Genomic DNA, 23,874 nt, shown 5'->3' with positions numbered 1-23,874 from the left:
CTCAGCCCGCCTGGTAGTTCGGCGGCTGCTTGGTGATCGTGACGTCGTGCACGTGGCTCTCGCGCTGCCCGGCGCCGGTGATCTTCACGAACTTCGGGCGCGTGCGCATCTCCTCGATCGTCGCGCAGCCCACGTAGCCCATGGTGGCGCGCAGGCCACCGGCAAGCTGATGGATGATGCTGCTCAGCGGGCCGCGATACGGAACACGACCCTCGATGCCCTCGGGCACCAGCTTGTCGGCGTCGGACGAGTCCTGGAAGTAGCGGTCCTTGGATCCCTGCTCCATCGCGCCCAGCGAGCCCATGCCGCGATAGCTCTTGTAGCTGCGGCCCTGGAACAGCTCGGCCTCGCCCGGTGATTCCTCGGTGCCGGCAAACAGGCCGCCGATCATCACCGTCGACGCGCCCGCAACCAGCGCCTTGCCGATGTCGCCCGAGTAACGGATGCCGCCGTCGGCAATCAGCGGAATGCGGTCCTGCAACGCCTCGGCGACCATGTCGATCGCGGTGATCTGCGGCACGCCGACACCGGCGACGACACGCGTCGTGCAGATGGACCCCGGGCCCACGCCGACCTTCACCGCATCCGCGCCGGCGTCTTCGAGCGCCCTGGCCGCGTCGCCGGTCACGATGTTGCCGCCGACCACCTGGACCTGCGGATAGGTCTTCTTCAGCCAGTTCACGCGGTCGAGCACGCCCTGCGAGTGGCCGTGGGCGGTGTCCACGATGATCACGTCGACGCCTGCCGCGACCAGCGCTTCGACGCGCTGCTCGGTGTCGCCACCCACGCCGACCGCGGCGCCGACCAGCAGTTGCTCGTCGGCATCCTTGGCGGCATTGGGGTTGTCGTGCGCCTTCTGGATGTCCTTGACGGTGATCAGGCCGCGCAGCGCGAAATCATCGTTGACCACCAGCACCTTCTCGATGCGGTGCTTGTGCAGCAGGGCCAGCACCTCGGACTCGCTGGCGCCTTCGCGCACGGTGACCAGCCGGTCCTGCTTGGTCATGACGTTGCGCACCGGATCGTCGAGCTTGGTCTCGAAACGCATGTCGCGGCCGGTGACGATTCCGACCAGCTTGCCCTCTTCGACCACCGGTACGCCGGAGATGTTGCGTGCGCGGGTCAGCCGCAACACTTCGCCGATCGTGGTGTCGGGACCCACCGTGAAGGGCTCGCGGATCACGCCGGCTTCGAAGTTCTTGACCTTCGCGACTTCGTTCGCCTGGCGCTCGACGCTCAGGTTCTTGTGCAGGATGCCGATGCCGCCGAGCTGGGCCATCGCGATCGCGAGGCGGGCTTCGGTCACGGTGTCCATCGCAGCGGAAACGATGGGCAGGTTCAGGCGCAGCTCGCGCGTCAGGCGGGTCGCCAGCCGGACATCCTTGGGGAGGATCAGCGAGTGGGCGGGAACGAGCGAGACATCGTCGTAGGTAAGAGCTTCGGCCTGGATGCGCAGCATGCGGGGTGCCGGGGAGGAGGAAGCGCGTCATTCTAGCGCGTTTGCCCCTGTCACGCGGGCAACGCAGCGGTGCGCAGTCGGTCTCAAGACAGGCCGCGGCCCGGCCTCAACCCGCGGCTTCGGCTGCCTCGATGGTGTTCTGCATCAAGGTGGCGACGGTCATCGGCCCCACCCCGCCCGGCACCGGGGTGATCCAGCTGGCGCGTTGCGCAGCCGCATCGAAGCCCACATCGCCGACCAGGCGGCCATCGTCGCGGCGGTTGATGCCGACGTCGATCACCACGGCGCCCGGCTTGACCCAGTCTCCGGGGATCAGGGCCGGCCGGCCGACCGCGACCACCAGGATGTCCGCCTCGCCGACGTGCCGGCGCAGCACGTCCGGCGGCGTGAAGCGGTGGCAGGTCGTCACCGTGCAGCCAGCGATCATCAGCTCCAGGGCCATCGGCCTGCCGACATGGTTGCTGACGCCGACGATCGTCGCGCTGGCGCCGCGTACCGGCCGGTCGGTATACGCCAGCAACGTGGTGATGCCGCGCGGCGTGCACGGCCGCAAGCCGAACTGGCGCAGCGCGAGGCGGCCGACGTTCTCGGGATGGAAGCCGTCGACGTCCTTGCGCGGATCGATGCGCTGGATGATGGCGTTCGCATCGGGAATCCCGGGCAGCGGCAGCTGCACCAGGATGCCGTGGACGGCAGGATCGGCATTGAGCCGGTCGATCAATGCAACGAGCTCGCCTTCCGTCGTTCCCACCGGCAGGTCGAAATCGAAAGCCTGGATGCCCACCTTCTCCGCGGCCCTGCGCTTGTTGCGGACGTAGGACTGCGACGCCGGATCGCCGCCCACCAGGACCACGGCAAGACCAGGTCGCTGGCCACCGGCGGCGATGCGCGCATCCACGCGCATGCGCAGCTGATCGAGCAGGGTGTCGGCAATACGCTTGCCGTCGAGGATGCGGGCCGGGGTGGGGTCAGCGGCGGTCATGCGGGCTGTCGGGCGTTCGGGCCGACTATTGTCCCCGATTTCGGCGCCCGGCTTGCAGATGCGTGACGGCGGCTCGATCCTGTGCGGCTCCCCCGCACCCGGAGTTCCCATGGCCGACACCGCCCGCACGCTGTCCGAGGAGACGCGCACCCGCATCGAGGCCGCTGCGTTCCGGCGCCTGCTTGCGCATCTGAACCAGACGCGCCCGGACGTGCAGAACATCGACCTGATGATCCTCGCCGGCTTCTGCCGCAACTGCCTGGCCGACTGGTACCGCGATGCGGCAAGCGCCGAGGGCGCGCCGCTCGACAAGGAGGCCGCCCGCGAAGCGGTCTACGGAATGCCGTTCGCGCAGTGGAAGGCGGCGCACCAGAAAGAAGCTACTCCCGAGCAGCTCGCAGCCTTCGCGGCCGCGCAGGAGAAGCACGCGGACAGCTGACAGGCCACCCGCCCCGCCCAACCGGCGGCCGGCTTCACGATTCAATCGGCGACTGGCGAGGAGCGAACGGCGTGGTCACGGGGGGCGATCCCTCACTCGTCGCCGCCGCTCGCAACGCGAGGACTCGGCGAGGTGCAGGGCATTGCCGATCTCATCGTGCGTCCCTGCCGGCTCCGTGAATGGCACGCCCGGCCCCAGGCGCGCAATCCGGAAAGCACAAGCCCGCCATTCGGCGGGCTTGTGCGACAGCTGACTCAGTGCGTGCGTATCAGGCGACGATGCCCTGACGCACCGCGTGCTTGTCCGGCGGCGCATTGCGCAACGCGGCGATACGCTCATCCAGCGGTGGGTGGCTCATCAACAGCCGCTTCATACCGGAGCCGACCCCACCACTGATGCCGAACGCCGCGACCTGCTTGGGCAGCGTGCTCTGGCCATAGGTCTGCGCCAGACGCTCCAGCGCTGCGATCATCTTGTGACGGCCCGCCAGCTGCGCACCGCCATCGTCGGCGCGGAACTCGCGATGGCGCGAGAACCACATCGCGATCATCGAGGCGAACAGGCCGAAGATCATGTCGAGCACGAAGACGATGGCGAAGTACGCAAAGCCACCACCGCCGTTGTCGCGTCCTCCGTTGAGATATCCGTCGATCGCCCGGCCGACCACGCGCGCCAGGAAGATCACGAAGGTATTGAGCACGCCCTGCAGCAGGGTCATGGTCACCATGTCGCCGTTGGCGACGTGCGCGACCTCGTGGCCGAGCACGGCCTCCGCCTCATCGCGGGTCATCGAACGCAGCAGACCGGTCGACACCGCGACCAGTGCGTTGTTGCGATTGGCACCGGTGGCGAACGCGTTGATCTCGGGGGCGTCGTAGATCGCCACTTCCGGCATGCCGATCCCCGCCTGCTGGGCCTGGCGGCGCACCGTATTGAACAGCCAGCGCTCGGCCTCGTCGCGCGGCTCCTTGATCACGTAGGCGCCAGTGGCGCGCTTGGCCGACCACTTGGAGATCGCCAGCGTGAAGAACGCGCCGCCGAAGCCGAACAGCGCGGCGAACACGAACAGCCCCCCGTATGTGGACGGGTTGATGCCGAAGATCGCCATGATGATGCTCACCAGTGCGAGCACGGCGAAATTGGTGGCGATGAGAAGAGCGAAACGCTTGAACATTGTCTACCTTGATCGGGTGACGCCTGCGCCAGGCGGAAAGCATGCGGGGAGCAACATGTCGCGACAATCTGCGTGCATGAACGCACGATTTCAATTCACCGGCAGCGCAGCCGGTTGGCCCCTCCCGTGACGGTTCACATGGCAGACAGTTTACCGACGCGACTCGCGGCCTACCGCGGCCGCTTCGCCCCTTCACCCACCGGCCCCCTGCACCTCGGCTCGCTGGTGGCCGCGCTCGGCAGCCACGTCATGGCGCGCCAGGCCGGCGGCAGCTGGGTGGTCCGCATCGAGGATGTCGACCGGCTGCGCGAGGTGCCCGGCGCTGCAGCGGGTCAACTTGCCGCACTCTCGGCGTTCGGGTTCCACCCGGATGGTGACGTTCTCGTGCAGAGCCGTCGCGACGCGCGCTATGCGCAGGTGCTCGAGCAGTTGCTCACGCAGGGCCGGGCGTTCGTATGCCACTGCAGCCGCGCGGATCTCGCGATCGACGGCGGTCGCCACCTCGGCGCATGTCGCGCCAGGTCGGTACGCGCGTCCCCCGCGGTGCGACTGCGCGTGCCACCGGGCACGACGATCGGCTTCGACGACGGGATCCGCGGCCCGCAGGTGCAGGCAGTCGACACCGAGGTGGGGGATTTCGTCCTGCGCCGTGCGGACGGCTTCTGGGCATACCAGCTTGCCGTCGTTGTCGACGACCACGACCAGGGCATCACCGATGTCGTCCGCGGCGCCGACCTGCTCGACTCGACGGCGCGCCAGATCCTGCTGCAGCGGGCACTGGGCCTGCATACGCCGCGTTACGCACACCTGCCGCTGCTGGTCGATGCGACGGGCGCAAAGCTCTCGAAGTCGACAGGTGCTACTGCAGTCGATCCGCGTGATCCGCTGCCCGCACTCGCCCGCGCCTGGCACGTGCTGGGGCAGTCTCCCCTCGTCGCCGACACACCCGCGGAGTTCCTGGCCGCGGCGGCCGAATGTTTCGACATCACACGCGTTCCGAAGCACGATATGGTCATTGATGCGCTGCACAATACAGCGGTCATCGGCAATGCCTAGACTGCGGCACACGTTGCCGGATCGGCGACATCACCCCATACAGAAGAGGTCGGCATGAGCGGACGCGTGGCACTGGTTACCGGCGGCACCGGCGGCATTGGAACGGCGATCGTCCGGCGCCTGGCCGACAACGGCTATCGCGTTGCCACCAACTACCGCAACGCCGAGAAGGCCCAGGCCTGGAAACAGCAACTGCAGAGCGAAGGCTACGAGATCGCGATCGCCCCCGGCGACGTGTCCAACCACGACGAAGCCGAACGCATGGTGCGGGAAATCGAAGCGCAACTCGGGCCGGTGGATGTGCTGATCAACAATGCCGGAATCACGCGCGACGGCACCTTCCACAAGATGCATGCCATGCAGTGGCAGGATGTCATCAACACCAACCTCAACTCGGTCTACAACGTCACCCGTCCGGTGATCGAAGGCATGCGCGAGCGCCAATGGGGGCGGATCATCCAGATCAGTTCGATCAATGGCCTCAAGGGCCAGTACGGCCAGGCGAATTACGCGGCCGCAAAGGCCGGCATGCATGGCTTCACGATCTCGCTGGCGCGCGAGAACGCCAAGCTCGGCATCACCGTCAACACGGTTTCACCAGGGTATGTAGCCACGGACATGGTGATGGCGGTGCCCGAGGAGGTGCGCGCCAAGATCGCGGCCGACATCCCGACCGGCCGCCTGGGGCGCCCCGAAGAGATCGCATACGCGGTGAACTTCCTTGTGTCGGACGAAGCGTCGTGGATCACCGGCTCCAATCTCGACATCAACGGCGGCCACCACATGGGCTGGTGATCGAAACCGAGGCCCACTCCAGCCGCAGTCTTCGAAGCGGTCCGCAGCGCTGCGATCCACGCCAAAGGAAAAAGAACGGCGAGACCGCGCATTCAGTAGTTTAGGCCGGTTGCGTGCCCCACCGGGCTGCGCCATGCTGCGCAGCATCAAGGATCAGAGTGTTGGCTTCATGAGTAATGCCGTGCGCATCATCAAGAAGTACCCGAACCGTCGACTCTACGACACGGAAATTTCAAGCTACATCACCATCGAGGATGTCCGACAGCTGATCGTCGATGGCGAGGACTTCGAAGTCCGCGATGCCAAGAGCGGCAACGACATCACCCGCTCGGTCCTGCTGCAGATCATTTCCGAGCATGAGTCCGACGGCGAACCTGTGCTGTCCACACAGCTGCTGAGCCAGATCATCCGCTTCTACGGCGATTCGATGCAGGGCTTCATGGGCAACTATCTCGAACGCTCGATGCAGACCTTCCTCGACCAGCAGCAGCAGTTCCGCCAGCAGATGGGCGGCCTGCTCGGCCAGACCCCCTGGACGATGATGAACCAGCTGACCGAGCGCAACCTGGAGCTGTGGAAGGAGTTCCAGAAGACGATGGTCGGCGCTGCGGTACCCGGCGCCAGACCGGCCGATCGCGACCCGGCCAAGCGCGGCCGCTGATCCGGCGCAGTGTCCGGAACGGCGCGGATTCCGCGCCGTGTTCGTGTCCGTAAACCGGAAATCCGCATGACCCAGACAGCACGCGTCGCCCTCGTCACCGGCGGCCTCGGCGGCATCGGCCGCGCCATCTGCAGCCGGCTCGCCGCCGGTGGCATCCGCGTCGTGGCCGCCGACCTTCCGGCCGATGCCACGCGCCTGGAGGCATTCACCGCCGACATGGGCAGCCTGCCGGTGACGACGCTGGCGCTCGACGTGGGCGATGCCGACGCCTGCGCCGACGCGGTGGCGGAGGTGGAGGGGCGCCACGGCCGGCTCGACATCCTCGTCAACGCCGCCGGCATCACCCGCGACGCGACCCTGCGCAAGATGACGCCCGAACAGTGGGAAGAGGTGCTGCGGATCAATCTCGACAGCGCCTTCCACCTGTGCCGGGCCGCGGTCGAAGGCATGGTCTCGCGCGGGTTCGGGCGCATCGTCAACATCAGCTCGGTCAGCGGTCAGACCGGCAACTTCGGCCAGACCAACTATGCGGCGGCCAAGGCCGGGCTGCACGGCTTCACGATGTCGCTGGCCCGCGAGGTGGCGGCCAAGGGCATCACCGTCAACAGCCTCTCGCCGGGCTATGTGGAAACCCCGATGACCGCACAGATGCCGCCCGAGGTCCTGGCCCGCACCATCGCCAGCGTGCCGATAGGTCGTGTAGGCCAGCCTGCCGATATCGCCCGCGCCGTCGCCTTCCTCGTCGCCGACGATGCCGGCTACATCACCGGCATCAACCTGCCCGTCAACGGTGGCCTCCTCATGGGCTTCTGACGCCCGCGTGCCGTGACGCGCGGAAGATCACCGCGCGAGTGCGGCTTCGCCGCCTGCGTCCTCGCAGAACTTCGCGCGGTATTCCATCGCCTTGGGCATCAAGCCCTCCAGCGTCTGGATGCGCGTACCGGGGTTGGGGTGGGTGGAGGCGAATTCCGGTTGAGATTGCCCACCGCTGGCGGCCGACATCCGCTCCCACAGCGGCACCGCCTGATGTGGATCGAAGCAGGCCGCGGCCGCAAGCAGCAGGCCGACGTTGTCGGCCTCGGTCTCGTGCTTGCGCGCGTAAGGCAGCAGATAGCCGTAGCCCATCGCGGCCATCGCCATCTGCTGTTGCTGCGGGTCCATGCCGCTCAGCGACCCCGCCATCTGGCCGATCTGGGTCAGCCGCTGCTGGGCCATGCGTTGCGCGCCGTGGCGCAACAGCGCGTGCGCGATCTCGTGCCCCATCACTACTGCCAGGGCGTCGGAGTTCTGCGCCACGGGCAGCAGGCCGGTGTAGACCGCCATCTTGCCGCCGGGCAGGCAGAACGCGTTGGCCTGGTCCGACTCGAGCACATTGACCTCCCAGTCGAAGGTCTCCGAGAACCGGGTCGGTTCCAGTCCGTGCTCGCGCGCAAGCTCGGCCTCGACGGCGTCGACCTTGGCGATCAGCCGCTCGGCGATCAGGCGCACTTCCTTCGCGACCTCGCTGTCGGGATCCACCGGCCGCTCCTGGCCCATGATCTCCTGGTAGGCCTGCAGGCCGAGCGACTTCTCGTCTTCGATATCCAGCGAGCGGTCGATCAGCACTTTCTCGCCGGTCACCGGGTCAACGGTCCGGTTGGAGAAGTAGTAGTACGCGCCATACGCGGCGAACAGCGCCACGATGACGATGCGCATGCCGAAGCGACGCCGTGGGGGGCGCGTGCTCTGGCGGCGGTCGCCGCGGCCGAACGGATCCTGTCTCATGTTTTCTCCCGGACCGGTTGCCCGGCATTGATCACAGTTCGCGCACCACGCGGAACCCGAGTCTGGCATTGGTGGTGTCCACCTGCGCGAGTGCCCGCCAGCTGGCGCGGGTCTGCGCTGGTGAACTGGCCCAGGAGCCGCCGCGGATCACCTGGTTGCGGCAGCCCGGATTGATCCAGGCCGAGCCGTCCTCCGGCGCGCGGCGATAGTTCTCGTGCCAGCAGTCGGCCATCCATTCGCTGACGTTGCCAGCCAGGTCGTGAACGCCCCAGCTATTGGGCCGGAACGCGCCCGTCGGCGCCGGGCCCCAGTAGCCATCGCCGTAGTCCGGAAACGCGTTGCCCCATCTGCGGCCGCTCGGCGAGCGGTCGAGGGCACCGGTCATGTTGCCCGTCCCCTCGGGGGGTGTGCCCTCGCCCCACGGGAACCGCTCGCTGCTGCCGCTGCGGAACGCGTACTCGAATTCCGCCTCGCTCGGCAGGCGGTAGCGATGACCGCTCTGCGCGGACAGCCAGTCGACGTAGGCCTGGGCATCCTTGGCGCTGACGTGCAGGACCGGCATCGTGTCGCCCGCAGGCCGACCGACATAGTCCGAGCGCCAGTCCACGTTGCTGCGTCGCAGGAAGTTGCCGGTACGCTCGTCATAGGCCATCGAGAAGCCGCGGCGCATGGCGCGCGACTGGTAGCCGGTGGCATCGACGAAACGCCGGAACTCGCCGACCGAGACCTCGCGCACCCCCATCGCGAAGCCGCGTTCGAAGCGCACGCCATGACGCGGGCGCTCGTTGTCGGCGGCGTCGTCGTCGCCCGGCAGCGCACCCATCATGAAACCGCCGTGCGGCAACACGATCATCTGCGGGCCGCGCGCGCCGCCTTCGAGCGCATCGGTGAAGACCTGGCCGGGGCGGAAGTCGCCGTAGTGCACCGCCCGGTCGATACGCTCGCGCAGGTCGTTGGCGACGGGGTCGCCCGGCTCGGCGATCGCGATGATCTGCGCCAGACGTGCTCGGGCCACGCTGACACCGTTGATCCGGGGCAAGGCGTCGACGCCTTCGTCCCGCAGGCGGCGCACATGCGCCGCGCGTACGCCCTCGAGACGGCGCCGCGCGTCCTCGACGGTCGGAAACCCGGGACGGATGTCCGCCGCGTGCGTGAGCCACTCGGAAGCCAGGCGATAGTCAGCCGCTTCGGCAGCGAGCTCGGCGCGACGGATCATTGCGCTCTCGACCGCGGCCATGCCCTGCATCGCGCGTGGCTGTCCGGGGCGCTCCGCCAGCACCTGCCGGAACAGCGCCAGCGCGCCGCCGCCCGATTCGCCCAGGTCGCCAGCCTGCAGGGCGCGCTCGGCCGCGCGATTGAGTTCCCGCAGGCGGTCGGCTTGGTCGACGCGCTCCAGATATGCCACCACCGCCGGATCGCCCGGCGCGAGGTACCGGGCGACTGCAGCGAACTCGTGGGCGGCGCGCATTCCGGCGGCCGAGTCGAGTGTGTCGACTTCGACGAGCGCCTGCGCACCGAGCTCGAGCAGCCGGGCCTGGGCGCGCTGCAGGCCGCGCGCGGACGCGCGCTCATACCCGGGCACGCTGGCCAGCCCAAGGTACAAGGGGATTGCCGAATCAGCTGTCGCGTAGAGATCGTCCGCGGCCAGCGCCTCGCCTGCCTGCACGAGCGCCGCCTCGGGATCCTCCGCCGGCAGGGTGACAGCGGGGGGCGTCCAGTTGAGCGCGGCAACGACCGCATCGTCGCCGCTGATCGTGACGCTGCCATCGCCGATCTCGACCTGACTGGCGACAGGTTCGTCGCGGCAGCCCGCAAGGACGAGCGCGCACAGCAACACGGCGACGAGGATGCTGCGCAAACCTGGCTCCCGAAAACGCATCGCGGCAGATTAAGCCATCACGCCAGTGGCGGCGATGCGCGCCGATCACGGCGATTGCCGCGATGCCCGCACGCCGCTAGGCTCTGCGCGCATGTCATCTCCCAATTCCTGCTGGATCAGTGATCCGGCAACGCTGCAGGCCCGCCTGCCGTCCGCGCCGGCCCGTGTTGGCCTGGATACCGAGTTCATCCGTGAACGCACCTTCTGGCCGCAGCTGGCGCTGGTGCAGATCGCGGTCGAGACCGCCGACGGGATCGAGGTCCTGCTCGTCGACCCGCTTGCCCCGGGTATCGCCGAAGCGCTGCGCCCCATGCTCGGCGATCCGGCCATCCTCAAGATCATGCACAGCGCCAGCGAGGACCTCGTCGCCTTCGGCCATGCCTGCGGCGCCGTGCCTGCGCCGCTGTTCGATACCCAGATCGCCGCCGCGATCTCTGGCACCGGCGCCGGCATGGGCTACCAGCGCCTGGTGCAGGAGACGCTGGGCGTCGCGCTTTCCAAGGGCGAGACGCGCTCCGACTGGCTGCGCCGTCCGCTGTCGGCCACGCAGCTCGAATACGCGGTCGACGACGTCGCGCATCTCTTCGATCTGCACGACACGCTGGCCGCCAGGCTCGATGCGCTGGACCGTGCGGCCTGGCTGGCCGAGGACTGCGCGCGCCTGGTGGCGACCGCGGGGAACATGGAAGGCGAGCGCTGGCCGCAGCTCGGCGGCCGCGCCGGGCTGTACCTCGATGCCGACGCGCAGCGCCGTCTGGCGCGGCTGCTGCGCTGGCGTGAGCAGTACGCGCGCAGCCAGGACCGTCCACGCAGCTGGATCCTCGACAATGAACTCGCCACCCTGCTCGCCCGCGATCCGCCGGCGGACATGGCCGCCCTGCAGCAGCGCCTCGATGCGCACCCCAAGGCGCCGCGAAAGCTGACCACGGTGATCTGGAATGCGCTGACCACGCCCCTGCCCGACGAAGCGGAGATGCCGCTGTCGCGCGGCGAGGAGCCCGACCGCAAGCAGCTCAAGCGTCTGCAGCAGGCAGTCGCCGAGCGCAGCGCGGCGCTCGGCCTGCCCGATGGCGTGCTCGCATCCCGCAAGGGGCTCGAGGCCATGCTCGAAGGCGCCGACTGGCCCGGTGCCCTGTCGGGCTGGCGTCGTGGCCAGCTCGAAGCTGCGCTTGCGCCCCTGCTCGAAAGGACTGGCGAGGCGCGGAACGGATCCGTATAATCGCCAACGCACCATGGGGCCATAGCTCAGCTGGGAGAGCGCGTCGTTCGCATCGACGAGGTCAGGAGTTCGATCCTCCTTGGCTCCACCATGGATACCGCAGAAAAGCCAGGACCCAGGTCCTGGCTTTTCTGCTTTCCGGGCAACCGTCCCGGTCAGCGGTACTGCTTTTCCTCGACGAAGCGTGAGCCCGCAAGCCGGTTGATCCGGTTCTTGAGTTCGACGCGGTCTCCATTGTGACGCGCGACCGCCCGCGCCAGATCGATGAATTCCTCGCCGAAATCCTGCGCCGCCTCTTTCGTGCGCAACGCATCCTGGACGTCCCACATGCGCGTGTTGGCGGCCCGCAGCGCGGTCTTCAGCTCGGTCATTTCGGCTTGCGCGGCCGCCAGCGGCACCCACAGCGGCAGCAGGCCATCGAGTTCGGTGCGGACGTTCTGCAGCTTCTGCGGGTCCGCGATCCGCTCGGCCTTGATCTCGAGAATGGTGATCTTGTCGGCGAGTTCGCCGATCGAGACCGGGGCCAGGATCGTGCTCATGGAAAGTCCTCTAAAGCATGTACGCGGGCCGGCCATGGTAGCGCCGCGATCGCCTGGCCGGCCCGGAGCGGTGCTGGGGATCTCGCCTGCGGCGTAAACTGCGCGCCGGCGCGATCGGCGCCATACGTGGAGCACCCGTGCGTTATCAGCATCGCCTGCCCGTCTGGCTGCACGACTGGATCGACCTCTTCCTGCCGGTCGCGCAGATCCTGCTGATCGTGCTTGCCGCCTGGCTGTTGCGCGTGTGCATGCGCCGGCTCATCGCGCGTATAGGCCATCGCTATACATTGCCGGCCGAAGCGGTCGTGGGTGCGCGCCGCGTCAGCTCGTTCCTGATCTATGCCGGCGCGCTGCTGATGGTCCTCGAGCGCCTGGGCGTGTCGGGGACGGTGTTGTGGACCGCGTTCACCGGCTTTGCCGCGGTTGCGGCGGTCGCGTTCTTTGCCGCCTGGAGCGTGCTGTCGAACATCTTCTGCACGATGCTGATCCTGACCACGCGCCCGTTCCGGCTCTACGACCATGTGGAGTTGCTGGAGAACGGCGAGAAGCCCGGGCTGCGCGGCCAGGTCGTGGACATCAACCTCATCTACACCACGCTGCGCGAGAGCGACGATGGCGATGGTGCCGGCACCAGCCTGCAGATCCCCAACAGCCTGTTCTTCCAGCGGGCGCTGCGCCGGTGGCGCGGGGGCGCATTGCCGACCGCGCGCAGCCGCGGCGGCGCAGTCGATCCGCTCGACGTCTGAGCTGCCTCGCGCCGGGCGGTGCCTATCGGTCTTCCCCCGGCACACTCACCTCGGTGCCCAAGGTCTCGCGCACGTACAGCTGCTTGACCAGCACGTAGAGCACCACCGTCAGCGGCGCGGCGAGCAGCAGACCGACGGTGCCCTGCAGGCTGCCGAAGATCACCAATGAGAACAGCAGCACCGCCGGCGGCAGTTCCACCGCGCGCTGCTGGATCAGCGGCTGCAACAGGTTGCCCTCGATCTGCTGGATCACCAGGTACAGCGCCGCGGTCGCCAGCCCGATCTGCGGGCTCACGGTGAAGCCCAGCAGGATGCCCGGGATGGCGGCCGCGATCGGCCCGACGATCGGCACGAAATCAAGCAGGAATGCGATCAGTCCGAGCGCGAACGGGGCCGGCACGCCCAGCAGCCACAGGCCCAGCCCGGTCAGCAGGCCCACCGCGAGCATCGCGACGAGTTGCCCGCCCAGCCAGAGCCGCAGCGCCGCGGCGCTCGCGGAGATGGCATCGCCCGCCACTGCGCGCGCGCTGGGCGGCACCAGCAACAGCAGGCCGTTGCGGTACATCCGCGGCTGTGCGGCGATATAGATCGCACCCACCAGCACAAGGAACATGTCCACCACGCCGCCGGAGACGGTGATCGCGATCGCGCCGGCGCTGCTGACAATGCGGCCCATGCTGTCGCGCAGGGTCTCGAGCTGGTCGCTGACGAACGCACCCAGGCTGGTTCCATCCAGCCACTGCTCGAACTGTGCATATGCGCCGGGCAACGCCTCGGTGAGTTTGGACATCTCGCCCGATACCTGCGCCCCGAAGAGCCACAGCAGCAGCGCCAGCCCCCCGCCGAGCAGGATCAGGACGATAGCAAGTGCCAGTCCGTCGCCGACGGGCACCAGCCGTTGCAGCAGATGCGCCAGCGACAGGAACAACGCGGCGACGACGACCGCGCCGAATACCAGCATGAACACTGGAAGCAACGCCCAGGCCAGCACGAGAAGAACGACGAGCGCGAGGACGATCAGGACCTTGCGGGTGAATGGAACAAGATCCTGCGACTGCGGCATCCACGACTCCCTGGGGCACGGGCCGTCGGGCGACGGCGCGGGTCGTTATCCCACGCGCCGCGTCGATGCGCGGTGGAGTTCGCCTCAGCGCAGCTGACTGTCCTTGCTGCCGCGGCGGTTGAAGCCGCTGTGCGCCGCGTCGCTGTCGTGCGCGGCCTGGCAGTCCACGCATAGGCGTACGCCGGGCACCGCATTGCGCCGCGCTTCGGGGATCGGCGCATCGCATTCCTCGCAATGGGCAAGTCCGGGCCCGCTGCGCAGCTTGCTGCGGGCGCGTTCGATCGCATCCTTCACCGTGGCATCGATCTGGTCCTGCACCGCGCCATCACCCGCCCAGCCCGTGGCCATGACCGACTCCTCGAATGTCGCAACGACGAGTGCAGACCCTAGCAAGTGCGCCGTCGCGACAGGATGAGCCACCGCGGCGGTCCATAATGCGTGCGACCGAACTGCGAGGACCGATATGTCGCTGACCCTGCTGCTGCGTTGCGCCGATCCCGGGCGGACCCGCGCGTTCTACGACGCCCTGCCCGGCTTCACCGTCACCCATTCGGCCGGCGAGACCGTCACAGTCACCGGCCACGGCGGGCGCCTGGTGTTCACCGGCGCCGACCTGTGGAATCGCGCGCCGACGCTGACCGGCACCCTCTATTTCACTGTCGACGATGTCGAGTCGTGCTTCGCCCGCATGCAGGGCGCGGCCCAGCTTGCCTGGCCTCTGCAGGACATGCCGTACGGGGCCCGCGAGTTCGCGATCCTCGACTGCAACGGATACGTGCTGGCGTTCCAGCAGGGCAGCTGAGGTGTCTGGCGCCATCCCCCCGCGGCTCGCCATCGTCGGTGGCGGGCCGGCCGGCCTGTTCGCCGCCGAGCGCGCGCGCGCCGCCGGGTTGCAGGTCGATCTGTTCGAGGGCAAAGGCTCGGTAGGTCGCAAGTTCCTGATCGCCGGCAAGGGCGGTCTCAATCTCACCCATTCCGAGCCGCGTCCCGGATTCGATGCGCGATACGGCACACGCGCGCCGCACGTCGGCCGCTGGCTCGAGCGCTTCGATGCCGGCGCCCTGCGCGACTGGGCCGCGGCCCGCGGCGTGCCCACCTTCGTCGGCAGTTCGGGCCGCGTGTTCCCCGAAGATCTGAAGGCTGCGCCTTTGCTGCGCGGCTGGGTGCGGTCATTGCGCGAGGACGGCGTGCGCTTCCATGTGCAGCATCGCTGGACGGGCTGGGACGGCGCCGGCGCACTGACCTTCGAAACGCCCGACGGGCCGGTTGCGCACGTCGCCGACGCGAGCCTGCTGGCACTTGGCGGCGCGAGCTGGCCGCAGCTCGGATCCGACGGCGCGTGGCAAGCGATCCTCGCCGCGCGCGGTGTCGATGTCGCGCCGCTGGTGCCGGCCAACTGCGGATTCGACATCGGCTGGAGCGCGCATCTCGCCGAGCGCCACGCCGGCGCGCCGCTCAAGCCGGTGGTCCTGCACTGGACCGGCCTGGACGGCCAGGCCTGCAGCCTGCAGGGGGAATGCGTACTGACCGCGACCGGCATGGAGGGCAGCGCGATCTACGCGATCTCCGCCGCCCTGCGCGACACGATCGCCCGCGACGGCAGCGCGCTGCTGGAGATCGACCTGGCGCCCGGCCGTGACCTCGCCCGGCTCACGCAGGACCTCGCGCGGCCGCGCGGCCGGCGCAGCATCGGCGAGCACCTGCGTCGCGCGACCGGGCTGGATGCGGCCAAGACCGCCCTGCTGTTCGAGCACCTCGATCGCCCGGCCCTGGAGGACCCTGCGCGTATCGCTGCCGCGATCAAGCGCCTGCCGCTACGGCTGCGCAGCCCGCGCCCGATCGAAGAGGCGATCAGCAGCGCCGGTGGCGTGCGCCTCGAAGCCGTCACCGACGATCTGATGCTGAAGGCTCTGCCCGGCGTGTTCGTCGCCGGCGAGATGCTCGACTGGGAAGCGCCGACCGGCGGTTATCTGCTGACCGCCTGTTATGCGAGCGCCGCGGTGGCCGCTGACGGCGTGCTGGCGTGGTTGCGGGGGCCAGCCAACCCGGCATAGCCGCGCTGGCGCTGGTCGGCTGCACACCGCCCACACCGTTGGCGCGGCCGCGACCGTCGCGCGGCCGGCCCGACCCGAAGCGGGTGCACTGCGCCCGCGTAGTCTCAGATGCCTGGCCCGGATCCTGCGTCCAGTTCCAGCCCGGACTCGAAAACGCGGCTGCGTCCATCGATCGGATCATCGAACGCGAGCGCACGCGCGAGCAGCTGCAACGGCGCCCGGGCGGCATCGTCGGCCTCTCGCAGCACCGGATACCAGGGGTCGTGCAGGATCGGCGCCCCGAGCGCGGCCATGTGCACGCGCAGCTGGTGCTTGCGCCCGCTCACCGGCGACAGGCGATAGCGCCAGTGGGGCTCGCCGCGCTCGAGCACGTCGATGCGGGTTTCGCTGTTGGCCGTACCGTCGGCTTCGCGCATGCGGAAGAATGGCTCGCCGGGTTCGATCCGGCTCCGGCGTACCATCGGAAAGCGGACGCCCGGCAACGCGGGCGCGAGCGCTTCGTAGGTCTTGGCGATCCGGGATTGGCGGAACAGTGCCTGGTAGGCGCCGCGCGTCGCAGGCGCCGCGGAAAACATCACAAGCCCTGCAGTCTCCCGGTCGATCCGGTGCAGGGGCACCAGCGCAGGGTTGCCCAGTGTCGCCACCAGCCGCGTCAGCAGCGTCTGGGTGACGAAGCTGCCGGTCGGCGCCACCGGCAGCCCGTGCGGCTTGTCGGCGACGACCAGGTGATCGTCGACGTGCAGGATGGTTGCGCGCGCGGCGATCGCGCGCTCCTCGGCCACCTCGCGGTAATAGCCGATCTCGGCGCCGGGGCGCGCCGGCGTGTCCAGCGTGACCGGTTTGCCGTCGGCGGCGAGTACCAGGCCGCGCGCGATGCGATCGCGCCACGCGGCATCGCCGATCCGGGGAAACCGCGCGACGAGTGCCTCGAGCACCGTGGTCCATGGGCCGGGCGGAAGCTGCAGCCGGCTGGCCGGCACCCCGTCCCGCGACGGGAACGCGGGTCGGCTCATCGCCGGCGTTCAGTCGGCCGCATCGGCCTCTTCACGCCCCTGCTGGCGGATCACCGCCTCCTGGCGTGCATCCTCGATCGACCACAGGATCGACTCGGTGTCGGCCTTGCGGGTGTCGAAGACGAAACTGCCCGTCAGCGGCGAATCGGCGCGCAGCTCACCGGCTTCGAACAACGCCCACATTTCCTCGCCGTAGTGCGTATCGGCGAGCTCGGGCGCAAAGCGCGCCAAGGTTTCGCGGATGTTGTGCACGTCGCGCAGCAGCATCTCGCGCGCGGCGTTGTTGCCGGCGGCGCTGACGACCTGCGGGAAATCGATCAGCACCGGGCCATCCGGTGTCGCCAGCACGTTGTACTCCGACAGGTCGCCGTGGATCATGCCCAGCACCAGCATCCGCACCACGTCGCGCACCAGCATCTCGTGCCATTCGCGCGCCTGCTCGGGCTCAAGCTCCACTTCCGCCAGGCGCGGCGCGCTGAAGCCCTCGCCATCGGTCACCAGGTCCATGATCAGCACGCCATGGAAGAAGCCGTGCGGCTGCGGCACGCGCACGCCGGCGTCGGCCAGCGCATACAGTGCGTCGACCTCGGTGGTCTTCCAGGCCGCTTCCTGTTCGCGCCGGCCGAACTTCGTCGCCTTGCCCATCGCCCGCTGCTCGCGGCTGCCGCGGACCTTGCGGCCCTCCTGGTACTGCACGCGGGCCTGGAAACTGCGCTGCGCCATGTCCTTGTAGACCTTCGCGCAGCGCACCTCGCCGCCAGCCTCGACGACGTACACCGAGGCCTCCTTGCCGCTCTTGAGCGGACGCAGCACGGCGTCGATGATGCCGTCCTCGATCAGTGGCTGCAGTCCCTGCGGGATCTTCATGGGGCCGATGGCTTCCGGTATGGCCGCGTATTGTGCGGCCAAACCGGCGCCGGCACCCGAACGGCACCCGACTGCGGCGCCCCGCTCAGGGCGTCGGCAGCCCCATTTCCTCGAGCAGCGCCGGCGCCGGATAGACCTTGCCCATCAGCCAGCGCATGTAGCGCATGTCGACATGGATCGCGCGCTTGGTGCGCGGATCGAACCACCAGCTGGCACTGACCGACTCCCAGTTGCTGTCGAAGTTCAGGCCGACCACCTGCCCGCGTGCATCGAGGACCGGCGAGCCGGAATTGCCGCCGGTGGTATCGAGGTTGGTCAGGAAGTTCACCGGCTGGGTCCGGAGCGCGGGATCGGCGGTGCCGGCAAAATCTTCGGCCGCGATCGCCTCCAGCAACGGTGCGGGCGCATCGAACGGGGCCTGGCCGGTGTGCTTCTCGACGATACCGGCGACCGTGGTCACCGGCGAGAACGCGACCGCGTCGCGCGGCGACAGCGCCTCGACGCGGCCGTAGCTGATGCGCAGCGTGCCGTTGGCATCGGGATAGACCGCCCGCCCCTGCGAAGCGCGCCAGTCGAACAGGGCATGCATGTAGGCCGGACGCAGCCGCAACTGCTCGCCGTCGCGGGTCTTGCGCGCATCCTCGAGTTCCAGCTGCGCGGCCACCAGCGGCGCGGCGAGCGCCAACAGGGGGTCGTCGGCCATCGGGCGACCGTCGCGCGCGGCGGCGAAGCGCGACAGCCGCGCCGGCTCCTCGCCCAGCGACGTCGCCGCATAGACGCGGTCGAGCACGCGCGCGAGGGCTTGGGGCGTGCGGCCGAACGCGGCATCGAAAGCGGGCACGCGCTGCGCGTCGGGAAGCTGCTGGTAGCGCCCGAGCAGCACCGTGAGCAAGGCCTTCTCCGCCTGCGGCGCATAACGCCGCTGCACCTGCTTCAGCACGCCTTCGAGCAATGCCTGGTCGCGCTGCTGGTAGCCCGACTCGCGCATCGCATCGGGCTTGGCCGATTCGATCCGCAGACGTTCCAGCAGCAGCGCCGAGCGCATCAGCTGGGTCTGCGAGGCGACCAGGCCGAGCAGCAGATCGCGCTCACCCTGACCTGCGGCGTCGGCGAGGATCGCCTGCAGTTGCGTGATCGCGGCAAGGTCGTCGCCCGTGGTCCGGGCCAGCATCGCGGCCTCGTCGGCACTGCGCTGGTCGACCGCACGGCTGCGCTGCAGGCCTTCGAGTTCGCCCGCCGCACGCTTCCGGTTGTTCTTCAGCGACTGCAGCTGCGAGGCATAGCGCGTGCGCACGTCGGCATCGGCCGAGCCGGCGGCCTCGAGCGCGTCGATCAGCGCGTCGAACACCGACACGCGCTGCGGCAGCGTCGCCTGCACCTGGTGCGCGAACTCGGCCGCGGTGCGGTGGCGGAACGTCGTGCCCGGATAGCCGGCGAGCATCGCGTAGTCACCCGCCTGCAGCCCCTCGCGCGCCACCTGCAGGTGCGCCGGCGGCTGATAGGGCACGTTCTCGGCGCTGTAGTCGGCGGGCTTGCCGTCGCGCCCCACATAGGCGCGCAGCAGGGTGAAGTCTCCGCTGTGCCGCGGCCACATGAAGTTGTCGATCTCGTCGCCGTAGTTGCCGATCGCGCGAGGCGGTGCGTAGACCAGGCGGACGTCGCGCAGCTCGAGCTGGGTGATGCGGTAGAAATCGGTGCCGTAGTACATGTTGGCGACGCTGCAGCGCACATTCCCGGCCTGTTCGCACTCGGCGACGATGCGCTTGCTGGCGGCATCGACGGCGTCGAAGTACGCACGGCCGGTGGTGCCGCGCGCGTGCTCGAGCACTTCGTCGGTGACCTTGTCGAAACCGATCGTGACCAGCACGCGGAAATCCGGGTTCGAGGGGCGCTCATCGCCACGCCCCTCGGCGATGAAACCGCCTTCGATGATGTCGCGCCCGGGCGTGCTGTTGTACTGGATCACCCCGTAAGCCACATGGTGATTGGTCAGCAGCAGCCCCTCGCCGGACACGAAAGCGCCGGTTCCGCCCCCAACCTTGACCACCGCGCTGAGCGGCGGTGCGGTGACATCGGCCAGCGCACGCGGATCACCGCGGAAACCGGCGGCGCGCATCGGCTTCGCCAGCTCGGGCAGTTGGGTCGGCATCCACATGCCCTCGTCGGCATGGGCGATCGCGGACAGGAGAAGGCCGGCCGCAAGGGCAGCAACGGCGGGTCGACGGACAGGCATGGGGACAACCGGGCAAGAGAACAGCCCGCGACCTTAGCCAGCAGCGCGCCCCGCAGCAACGGCCACAGGTCACGTCCGCCCACACACTGCGCCTCAGTCGGCGGGACGGACCCGGTAGGTCGGCGTCATCGCGATGGTCTCGACATCGCTCATCAGCTGCAGTTCGCCGTCCTGGATCATCGCGGTCAGGCGCATGCTTCGCTGCAGCAGGCGCGTGCTCGCCTCGACCGAGGCGGGATCCAGGTCGATGACGGTGAGGTTCTTCAGCCGGGTCAGCGAGTTGGCAATCCGGTCCCACCAGATCGCGGCGGCATTGCCGCTGTAGTTGATGATCGCCAGCTGGCGGGCGCGGGCGCTGGCCTTGCGGATGCGGCTTTCGTCCGGCTGACCCAGATCGATCCACTGCTCGATATCGCCGGTGTAGTCACGCCGCCACAGATCCGGCTCGTCTTCGTTGCTCAGTCCACGACCGAATTCCAGGCGCTCGTCGGCGAACAGCGCGAACGCGATCAGGCGCACCATCAGGCGCGCGTCGGTCTCCGACGGATGCTGTGCCAGCACCAGATCGTGGGAGGCGTAGTAATGCCGGTCCATGTCGCTGACCTGCAGCTCGGCTTTGTAGACGGTGGCCTTGGGCGACATCGGAAGAACCCTGCACGAAACGAAGGCGCGGATTGTAGGTGAATCACGCGTCAAGGCCCGAATGCCGCCCAGTCACGAGGCCGTGATCCGCCGCCTGCCAGCATGCATTTCATGCCAGATGCACGCCGATCTTTCCTCACCTCATTCTTCTCCGACACCACGCCACCCGCCCTGCGGGCACCAGGCGACGCATGGGATCTCGTCGTCACCGACGGTCCGGTCATCGCGACCGCGATCCACGATGGCCATGCCCTGCGTGAATCGCTGCGCGCGCGCGTTGCCCTCGACGACGAGGCGCGCTGGCGCGAGGAAGACCCCCTCACCAGTCTGCTGACCCAGGTCGGCGATACGCGCCTGCGTGTGCGCCAGTCGCGGTTCGAGGTCGACCTCAACCGGCCGCGCGCCGAGGCCGTCTACGCCACGCCCGAGGCGTGCTGGGGCCTCGATGTATGGAAGGCGCCACTCGACGAGGCAGAACTCCAGGCCTCGCTCGCCCTGCACGACCGCTTCTACGACATGGTCGGCGAACTGATCGACCGCACGGTTGCCCGCTGGGGCAGCGCCTTGCTGATCGACATCCACAGCTACAACCATCGGCGCGACGGGCCCGACGCCGCGCCGGCCGCGCAGGACGCCAATCCCGACATCGAACTGGGCATCACAACGCTCGATGCCGACCGCTGGGGCGACACCGCCCGACGCTTCGCCAACGTGCTGCGCCGTCACCCGGTCCGCGGCGCGCTGCCCGACGTGCGCTGCAATGTCCGCTTCCCGACCGGCGGCCATTTCCCGGAATGGGTCTATGCGCACTGGGGCGACAAGGTCTGCACGATCTCGCCCGAGTACAAGAAGATCTTCATGGACGAGTGGACCGGCAAGGCCGACATGCCGGCGCTGTATGCACTGCGCGACGGCCTCGAGCACGCCGTGGATGCCGTGCGCCCCGAGTTCCTGGCATGAGCCCGGCGGTGAAGCGACCGGTGGCGCGGCCACTGCCGGAGCTTGCGGCGCAGATCGACGCCACGCTGTCAAGACTCGATGCCCGGCTCGACTGGTTGCTGGCCCTGTCGCCGATCGACACCCCGGGCCTGTGGAACGCCTTCGACGGCAGCGGCCGCATCTCCGAGCCGGTGCTGCGCTACGTGGACCTGGAGATCGATTTCGGTGCGCTCCGGCACGAGCTGGCGGCGCTGCCCATGACCGAGGTGCAGCCTCCTGCACTGCAGGCGCTTCTGGTCGAGAAGCAGGGCGAGCTCTCCCGGATGATCGACCTGGTCGAGCAACGCGACCGGCCGGATTTCATCGAGGCCAGCGTCGCCCTGTTCGGCGCGGTGGAACCGGAACTGGTCGAACTGGCCGACCGCATCCTCGCGACCGTTCCCCCGGGCGACCCCCTGCCGGCCGATTGCGGCATCGATGAGGTGCGCAGCCAGGTCGAGGACGAGATCGCCTGGTACCGCGCGCAGGCGCCGGACTTCCATATCGACGTCGTCATCGACACCGACATCAGCTCCTCGCTGATGGTGTCCCATGGCACGTTCTACATCGATGGCAACATCCGCCTCCCGCGGGCGCGGGTGCGTCCGCTGATCCAGCACGAGATCGGCACCCACGTCGTGACCCGGCACAACGGCCGCCAACAGGCACTGCGGCAGCTCGAGGTCGGACTGGCCCAGTACGACCCGACCCAGGAGGGCCTCGGCGTGCTGGGCGAATACCTGTCCGGCTACCTGCCGGGCGCGCGGCTGCGCATCCTCGCCGCGCGCGTGGTGGCCACGGCCATGGCGGCATCGGGCGCGCAACTGCCGGCGATCTTCGCCTGCCTGCACGAGGCACACGGCATGCCGACCGACGAAGCCTTCGATGTGGCGGTGCGCGCGCGCCGCGGCGGCGGGTTGACCAAGGATGCGGTGTACCTGCGCGGCCTGCGCGGCCTGCTCTCCTATCTCGAAGCGGGCGGCGAGTTCGACACGCTGTTCCTGGGCAAGTTCGCCCTGCCGCAACTCGAGCTGCTGGAGGCACTGGTCGATGACGGCTGGATCGTGCCGCCGGCCCTTCTGCCCCGTTACACCACCGACCCCGATTTCCGTGATCGGCTTGCCGCGTGTCGGCAGACGCCGGTCGAACGCCTCTACCAGTCGCACCGCCCCCAGGAGCACACCGCATGAGCGAGACGCGCAGCATGCGCCTCGGCTTCGTCGTCAACGACGTCGCCACCGAACAGGACAACTACACCACCATCCGGCTCGCGCGTACGGCCGTGGGCCGCGGCCACCAGGTCTCGCTGATCGGACTGGGGGATTTCACCTACGACCCGAGCGGCACGGTTCGGGCCAAGGCCTACGTGCCCTGCGGCCCCGACTACACCGACGACGCCGCGCTGCTCGCCGACATCCAGTCGACCGACTGCGAGACGGTGCAGGTGTCGGTGGACGAGCTCGATGTCCTGATGCTGCGGAGCGACCCCGCAGTGGAGATGGCGGAACGGCCGTGGGCGCCGTCCAGCGGCCTGCTGTTCGCGCAATTGGCCGGGCTGCGCCGCGCCCTCGTGCTCAACGACCCTTCGCATCTGACCGACGCCTCGAACAAGACCTATTTCCAGCACTTTCCGGAAGAAGTCCGACCGGTGACCTGCATCAGCCGGGATCCGGAGGAGATCAAGAAATTCATCACCGACCGCGATGGCTATGGAGTCGTCAAGCCCCTGCAGGGCTCGGGCGGCCAGGGCGTGTTCGTGATCACCCCCGACAGCGGCGGCAACCTCAACCAGATGATCGACGCGGTCATCCGCGATGGCTACGCGATCGCCCAGGAATACCTGCCCAAGGCCAAGGACGGCGACCTGCGCCTGTTGATGCTCAATGGCCGCCCGCTCGAGGTCGACGGCACCTACGCCTGCATCCGCCGCTACAACGACAGCGGCGACGCGCGCAGCAACATCAGCGCCGGGGGCAAGTACGAGATGGCGGTGCCAGACGCGGACGCACTGCGACTGGCCGATCTGGTTGCACCGAAGCTGATCCGCGACGGCATGTATTTCGTCGGTCTCGACATCGTCGGCGACAAGCTGATGGAGGTGAACGTCGACACCCCCGGCGGCATCAACATGGTCGAGGAACTGACCGGGCTGGATTTCTCCGGCCACATCATCGACGACCTGGAGCGCAAGCTGCGGCTGCGCGAGCATTACGGCCGCACGCTGACCAACGTGGAACTCGCGATGCTCTAGCGAAAGCGCCGGCCTACGATCGGCATTGCACGACGCTGATCGCGACCGCCTGTGGTTAGC

Annotated in this window: 24 protein-coding genes and 1 tRNA gene; 13 read left to right on the top strand and 12 right to left on the bottom strand. The window is 68.6% G+C overall.

Annotated elements, in window-relative coordinates; translation table 11 throughout:
- Position 1: 1 nt before the first annotated feature.
- Positions 2 to 1,459: an IMP dehydrogenase gene (gene guaB / locus EGK76_RS05215; protein WP_096298551.1), complete on the bottom strand. Its 1,458-nt coding sequence runs from the start codon at positions 1,457 to 1,459 to the stop codon at positions 2 to 4.
- A gap of 106 nt (positions 1,460 to 1,565) precedes the next feature.
- Positions 1,566 to 2,441 carry a bifunctional methylenetetrahydrofolate dehydrogenase/methenyltetrahydrofolate cyclohydrolase FolD gene (folD, locus tag EGK76_RS05210; RefSeq protein ID WP_123831872.1) on the bottom strand — a complete coding sequence of 292 codons (876 nt, stop codon included), beginning with the start codon at positions 2,439 to 2,441 and terminating at the stop codon, positions 1,566 to 1,568.
- A 109-nt stretch (positions 2,442 to 2,550) separates the two neighbouring features.
- Between folD and EGK76_RS05205 the strand changes: the two genes are divergently transcribed.
- Positions 2,551 to 2,880 (top strand): DUF1244 domain-containing protein, encoded by a 330-nt coding sequence (locus EGK76_RS05205; RefSeq protein WP_123831870.1) that lies wholly within the window; start codon positions 2,551 to 2,553, stop codon positions 2,878 to 2,880.
- A gap of 268 nt (positions 2,881 to 3,148) precedes the next feature.
- Here EGK76_RS05205 and htpX read toward each other — a convergent pair whose 3' ends face one another.
- On the bottom strand, positions 3,149 to 4,054 hold the full coding sequence (htpX, locus tag EGK76_RS05200) for a protease HtpX (RefSeq protein WP_123831868.1): 906 nt from the start codon (positions 4,052 to 4,054) through the stop codon (positions 3,149 to 3,151).
- A gap of 138 nt (positions 4,055 to 4,192) precedes the next feature.
- Between htpX and gluQRS the strand changes: the two genes are divergently transcribed.
- The 4 genes from gluQRS to phbB (EGK76_RS05180) all read left to right on the top strand — a co-directional run bounded on the left by gluQRS (position 4,193) and on the right by phbB (EGK76_RS05180) (position 7,379).
- The gene (gene gluQRS / locus EGK76_RS05195; protein WP_123831867.1) at positions 4,193 to 5,110 is read left to right on the top strand and encodes a tRNA glutamyl-Q(34) synthetase GluQRS; all 918 of its coding nucleotides are present in this window, start codon (positions 4,193 to 4,195) and stop codon (positions 5,108 to 5,110) included.
- 54 nt (positions 5,111 to 5,164) lie between these two features.
- Complete coding sequence (gene phbB / locus EGK76_RS05190; RefSeq protein WP_123831865.1) at positions 5,165 to 5,905, top strand: acetoacetyl-CoA reductase; 741 nt, start codon at positions 5,165 to 5,167, stop codon at positions 5,903 to 5,905.
- 169 nt (positions 5,906 to 6,074) lie between these two features.
- Positions 6,075 to 6,566, top strand: a complete 492-nt coding sequence (gene phaR, locus EGK76_RS05185) for a polyhydroxyalkanoate synthesis repressor PhaR (protein WP_343205615.1) — start codon at positions 6,075 to 6,077, stop codon at positions 6,564 to 6,566.
- Positions 6,567 to 6,632: 66 nt separating this feature from the next.
- Complete coding sequence (gene phbB, locus EGK76_RS05180; RefSeq protein WP_123831864.1) at positions 6,633 to 7,379, top strand: acetoacetyl-CoA reductase; 747 nt, start codon at positions 6,633 to 6,635, stop codon at positions 7,377 to 7,379.
- Between the two features lie 27 nt (positions 7,380 to 7,406).
- On the opposite strand, the gene EGK76_RS05175 is transcribed toward phbB (EGK76_RS05180), so the two are convergent.
- The gene (locus EGK76_RS05175) at positions 7,407 to 8,330 is read right to left on the bottom strand and encodes a M48 family metallopeptidase (protein WP_123831862.1); all 924 of its coding nucleotides are present in this window, start codon (positions 8,328 to 8,330) and stop codon (positions 7,407 to 7,409) included.
- 31 nt (positions 8,331 to 8,361) lie between these two features.
- Positions 8,362 to 10,188 carry a formylglycine-generating enzyme family protein gene (locus tag EGK76_RS05170; protein ID WP_233580163.1) on the bottom strand — a complete coding sequence of 609 codons (1,827 nt, stop codon included), beginning with the start codon at positions 10,186 to 10,188 and terminating at the stop codon, positions 8,362 to 8,364.
- Between the two features lie 112 nt (positions 10,189 to 10,300).
- Here EGK76_RS05170 and rnd point away from each other — a divergent pair, with 112 nt between their 5' ends.
- Both rnd and EGK76_RS05160 read left to right on the top strand, forming a co-directional pair.
- Positions 10,301 to 11,428 (top strand): ribonuclease D, encoded by a 1,128-nt coding sequence (gene rnd / locus EGK76_RS05165; RefSeq protein WP_096300561.1) that lies wholly within the window; start codon positions 10,301 to 10,303, stop codon positions 11,426 to 11,428.
- Between the two features lie 15 nt (positions 11,429 to 11,443).
- Positions 11,444 to 11,519, top strand: a tRNA-Ala gene (locus EGK76_RS05160).
- A gap of 64 nt (positions 11,520 to 11,583) precedes the next feature.
- Here EGK76_RS05160 and EGK76_RS05155 read toward each other — a convergent pair.
- On the bottom strand, positions 11,584 to 11,967 hold the full coding sequence (locus tag EGK76_RS05155; RefSeq protein WP_123831859.1) for a DUF6165 family protein: 384 nt from the start codon (positions 11,965 to 11,967) through the stop codon (positions 11,584 to 11,586).
- A 155-nt stretch (positions 11,968 to 12,122) separates the two neighbouring features.
- Between EGK76_RS05155 and EGK76_RS05150 the strand changes: the two genes are divergently transcribed.
- Positions 12,123 to 12,713: a mechanosensitive ion channel family protein gene (locus EGK76_RS05150; RefSeq protein WP_233580198.1), complete on the top strand. Its 591-nt coding sequence runs from the start codon at positions 12,123 to 12,125 to the stop codon at positions 12,711 to 12,713.
- 22 nt (positions 12,714 to 12,735) lie between these two features.
- Here EGK76_RS05150 and EGK76_RS05145 read toward each other — a convergent pair whose 3' ends face one another.
- Positions 12,736 to 13,776 (bottom strand): AI-2E family transporter, encoded by a 1,041-nt coding sequence (locus EGK76_RS05145; protein ID WP_123831857.1) that lies wholly within the window; start codon positions 13,774 to 13,776, stop codon positions 12,736 to 12,738.
- 84 nt (positions 13,777 to 13,860) lie between these two features.
- Complete coding sequence (locus EGK76_RS05140) at positions 13,861 to 14,124, bottom strand: DksA/TraR family C4-type zinc finger protein (protein ID WP_096298576.1); 264 nt, start codon at positions 14,122 to 14,124, stop codon at positions 13,861 to 13,863.
- Positions 14,125 to 14,239: 115 nt separating this feature from the next.
- Between EGK76_RS05140 and EGK76_RS15625 the strand changes: the two genes are divergently transcribed.
- Both EGK76_RS15625 and EGK76_RS05135 read left to right on the top strand, forming a co-directional pair.
- Complete coding sequence (locus EGK76_RS15625) at positions 14,240 to 14,578, top strand: VOC family protein (RefSeq protein WP_233580162.1); 339 nt, start codon at positions 14,240 to 14,242, stop codon at positions 14,576 to 14,578.
- Between the two features lies 1 nt (position 14,579).
- On the top strand, positions 14,580 to 15,830 hold the full coding sequence (locus EGK76_RS05135; RefSeq protein ID WP_233580161.1) for a TIGR03862 family flavoprotein: 1,251 nt from the start codon (positions 14,580 to 14,582) through the stop codon (positions 15,828 to 15,830).
- Between the two features lie 104 nt (positions 15,831 to 15,934).
- Here the strand turns inward: EGK76_RS05135 and EGK76_RS05130 are convergent, their stop codons facing one another.
- From EGK76_RS05130 to EGK76_RS05115, 4 genes are all read right to left on the bottom strand, one after another.
- Positions 15,935 to 16,843, bottom strand: a complete 909-nt coding sequence (locus tag EGK76_RS05130) for a pseudouridine synthase (protein ID WP_123831853.1) — start codon at positions 16,841 to 16,843, stop codon at positions 15,935 to 15,937.
- Between the two features lie 9 nt (positions 16,844 to 16,852).
- A complete protein-coding gene (locus EGK76_RS05125) occupies positions 16,853 to 17,710 on the bottom strand; it encodes a PA4780 family RIO1-like protein kinase (RefSeq protein ID WP_096298582.1) in 858 nt (285 codons plus the stop codon).
- Positions 17,711 to 17,795: 85 nt separating this feature from the next.
- Positions 17,796 to 19,943 (bottom strand): S46 family peptidase, encoded by a 2,148-nt coding sequence (locus EGK76_RS05120; protein ID WP_123831852.1) that lies wholly within the window; start codon positions 19,941 to 19,943, stop codon positions 17,796 to 17,798.
- Positions 19,944 to 20,036: 93 nt separating this feature from the next.
- A complete protein-coding gene (locus EGK76_RS05115) occupies positions 20,037 to 20,585 on the bottom strand; it encodes a YaeQ family protein (protein WP_123831850.1) in 549 nt (182 codons plus the stop codon).
- A 111-nt stretch (positions 20,586 to 20,696) separates the two neighbouring features.
- Here EGK76_RS05115 and EGK76_RS05110 point away from each other — a divergent pair, with 111 nt between their 5' ends.
- Genes EGK76_RS05110 through EGK76_RS05100 form a run of 3 tightly spaced genes read left to right on the top strand, consistent with a single transcriptional unit; the run spans position 20,697 to position 23,814 of the window.
- Entirely contained in the window at positions 20,697 to 21,545 is an 849-nt protein-coding gene (locus tag EGK76_RS05110; RefSeq protein ID WP_233580160.1) for an N-formylglutamate amidohydrolase, read from the top strand.
- A gap of 8 nt (positions 21,546 to 21,553) precedes the next feature.
- Positions 21,554 to 22,753 (top strand): tyrosine/phenylalanine carboxypeptidase domain-containing protein, encoded by a 1,200-nt coding sequence (locus EGK76_RS05105; RefSeq protein ID WP_158613451.1) that lies wholly within the window; start codon positions 21,554 to 21,556, stop codon positions 22,751 to 22,753.
- A complete protein-coding gene (locus EGK76_RS05100; RefSeq protein ID WP_199730851.1) occupies positions 22,750 to 23,814 on the top strand; it encodes a hypothetical protein in 1,065 nt (354 codons plus the stop codon). The genes EGK76_RS05105 and EGK76_RS05100 overlap by 4 nt, the downstream gene beginning before the upstream one ends.
- The last annotated feature ends 60 nt before the right edge of the window (positions 23,815 to 23,874 follow it).

The organism is Luteimonas sp. 100069, assembly GCF_003813845.1.
Classification (GTDB): domain Bacteria; phylum Pseudomonadota; class Gammaproteobacteria; order Xanthomonadales; family Xanthomonadaceae; genus Luteimonas; species Luteimonas chenhongjianii.
Note: the sequence above shows the minus strand (reverse complement) of the source record. Positions and strands in the feature narration are given on the sequence as shown.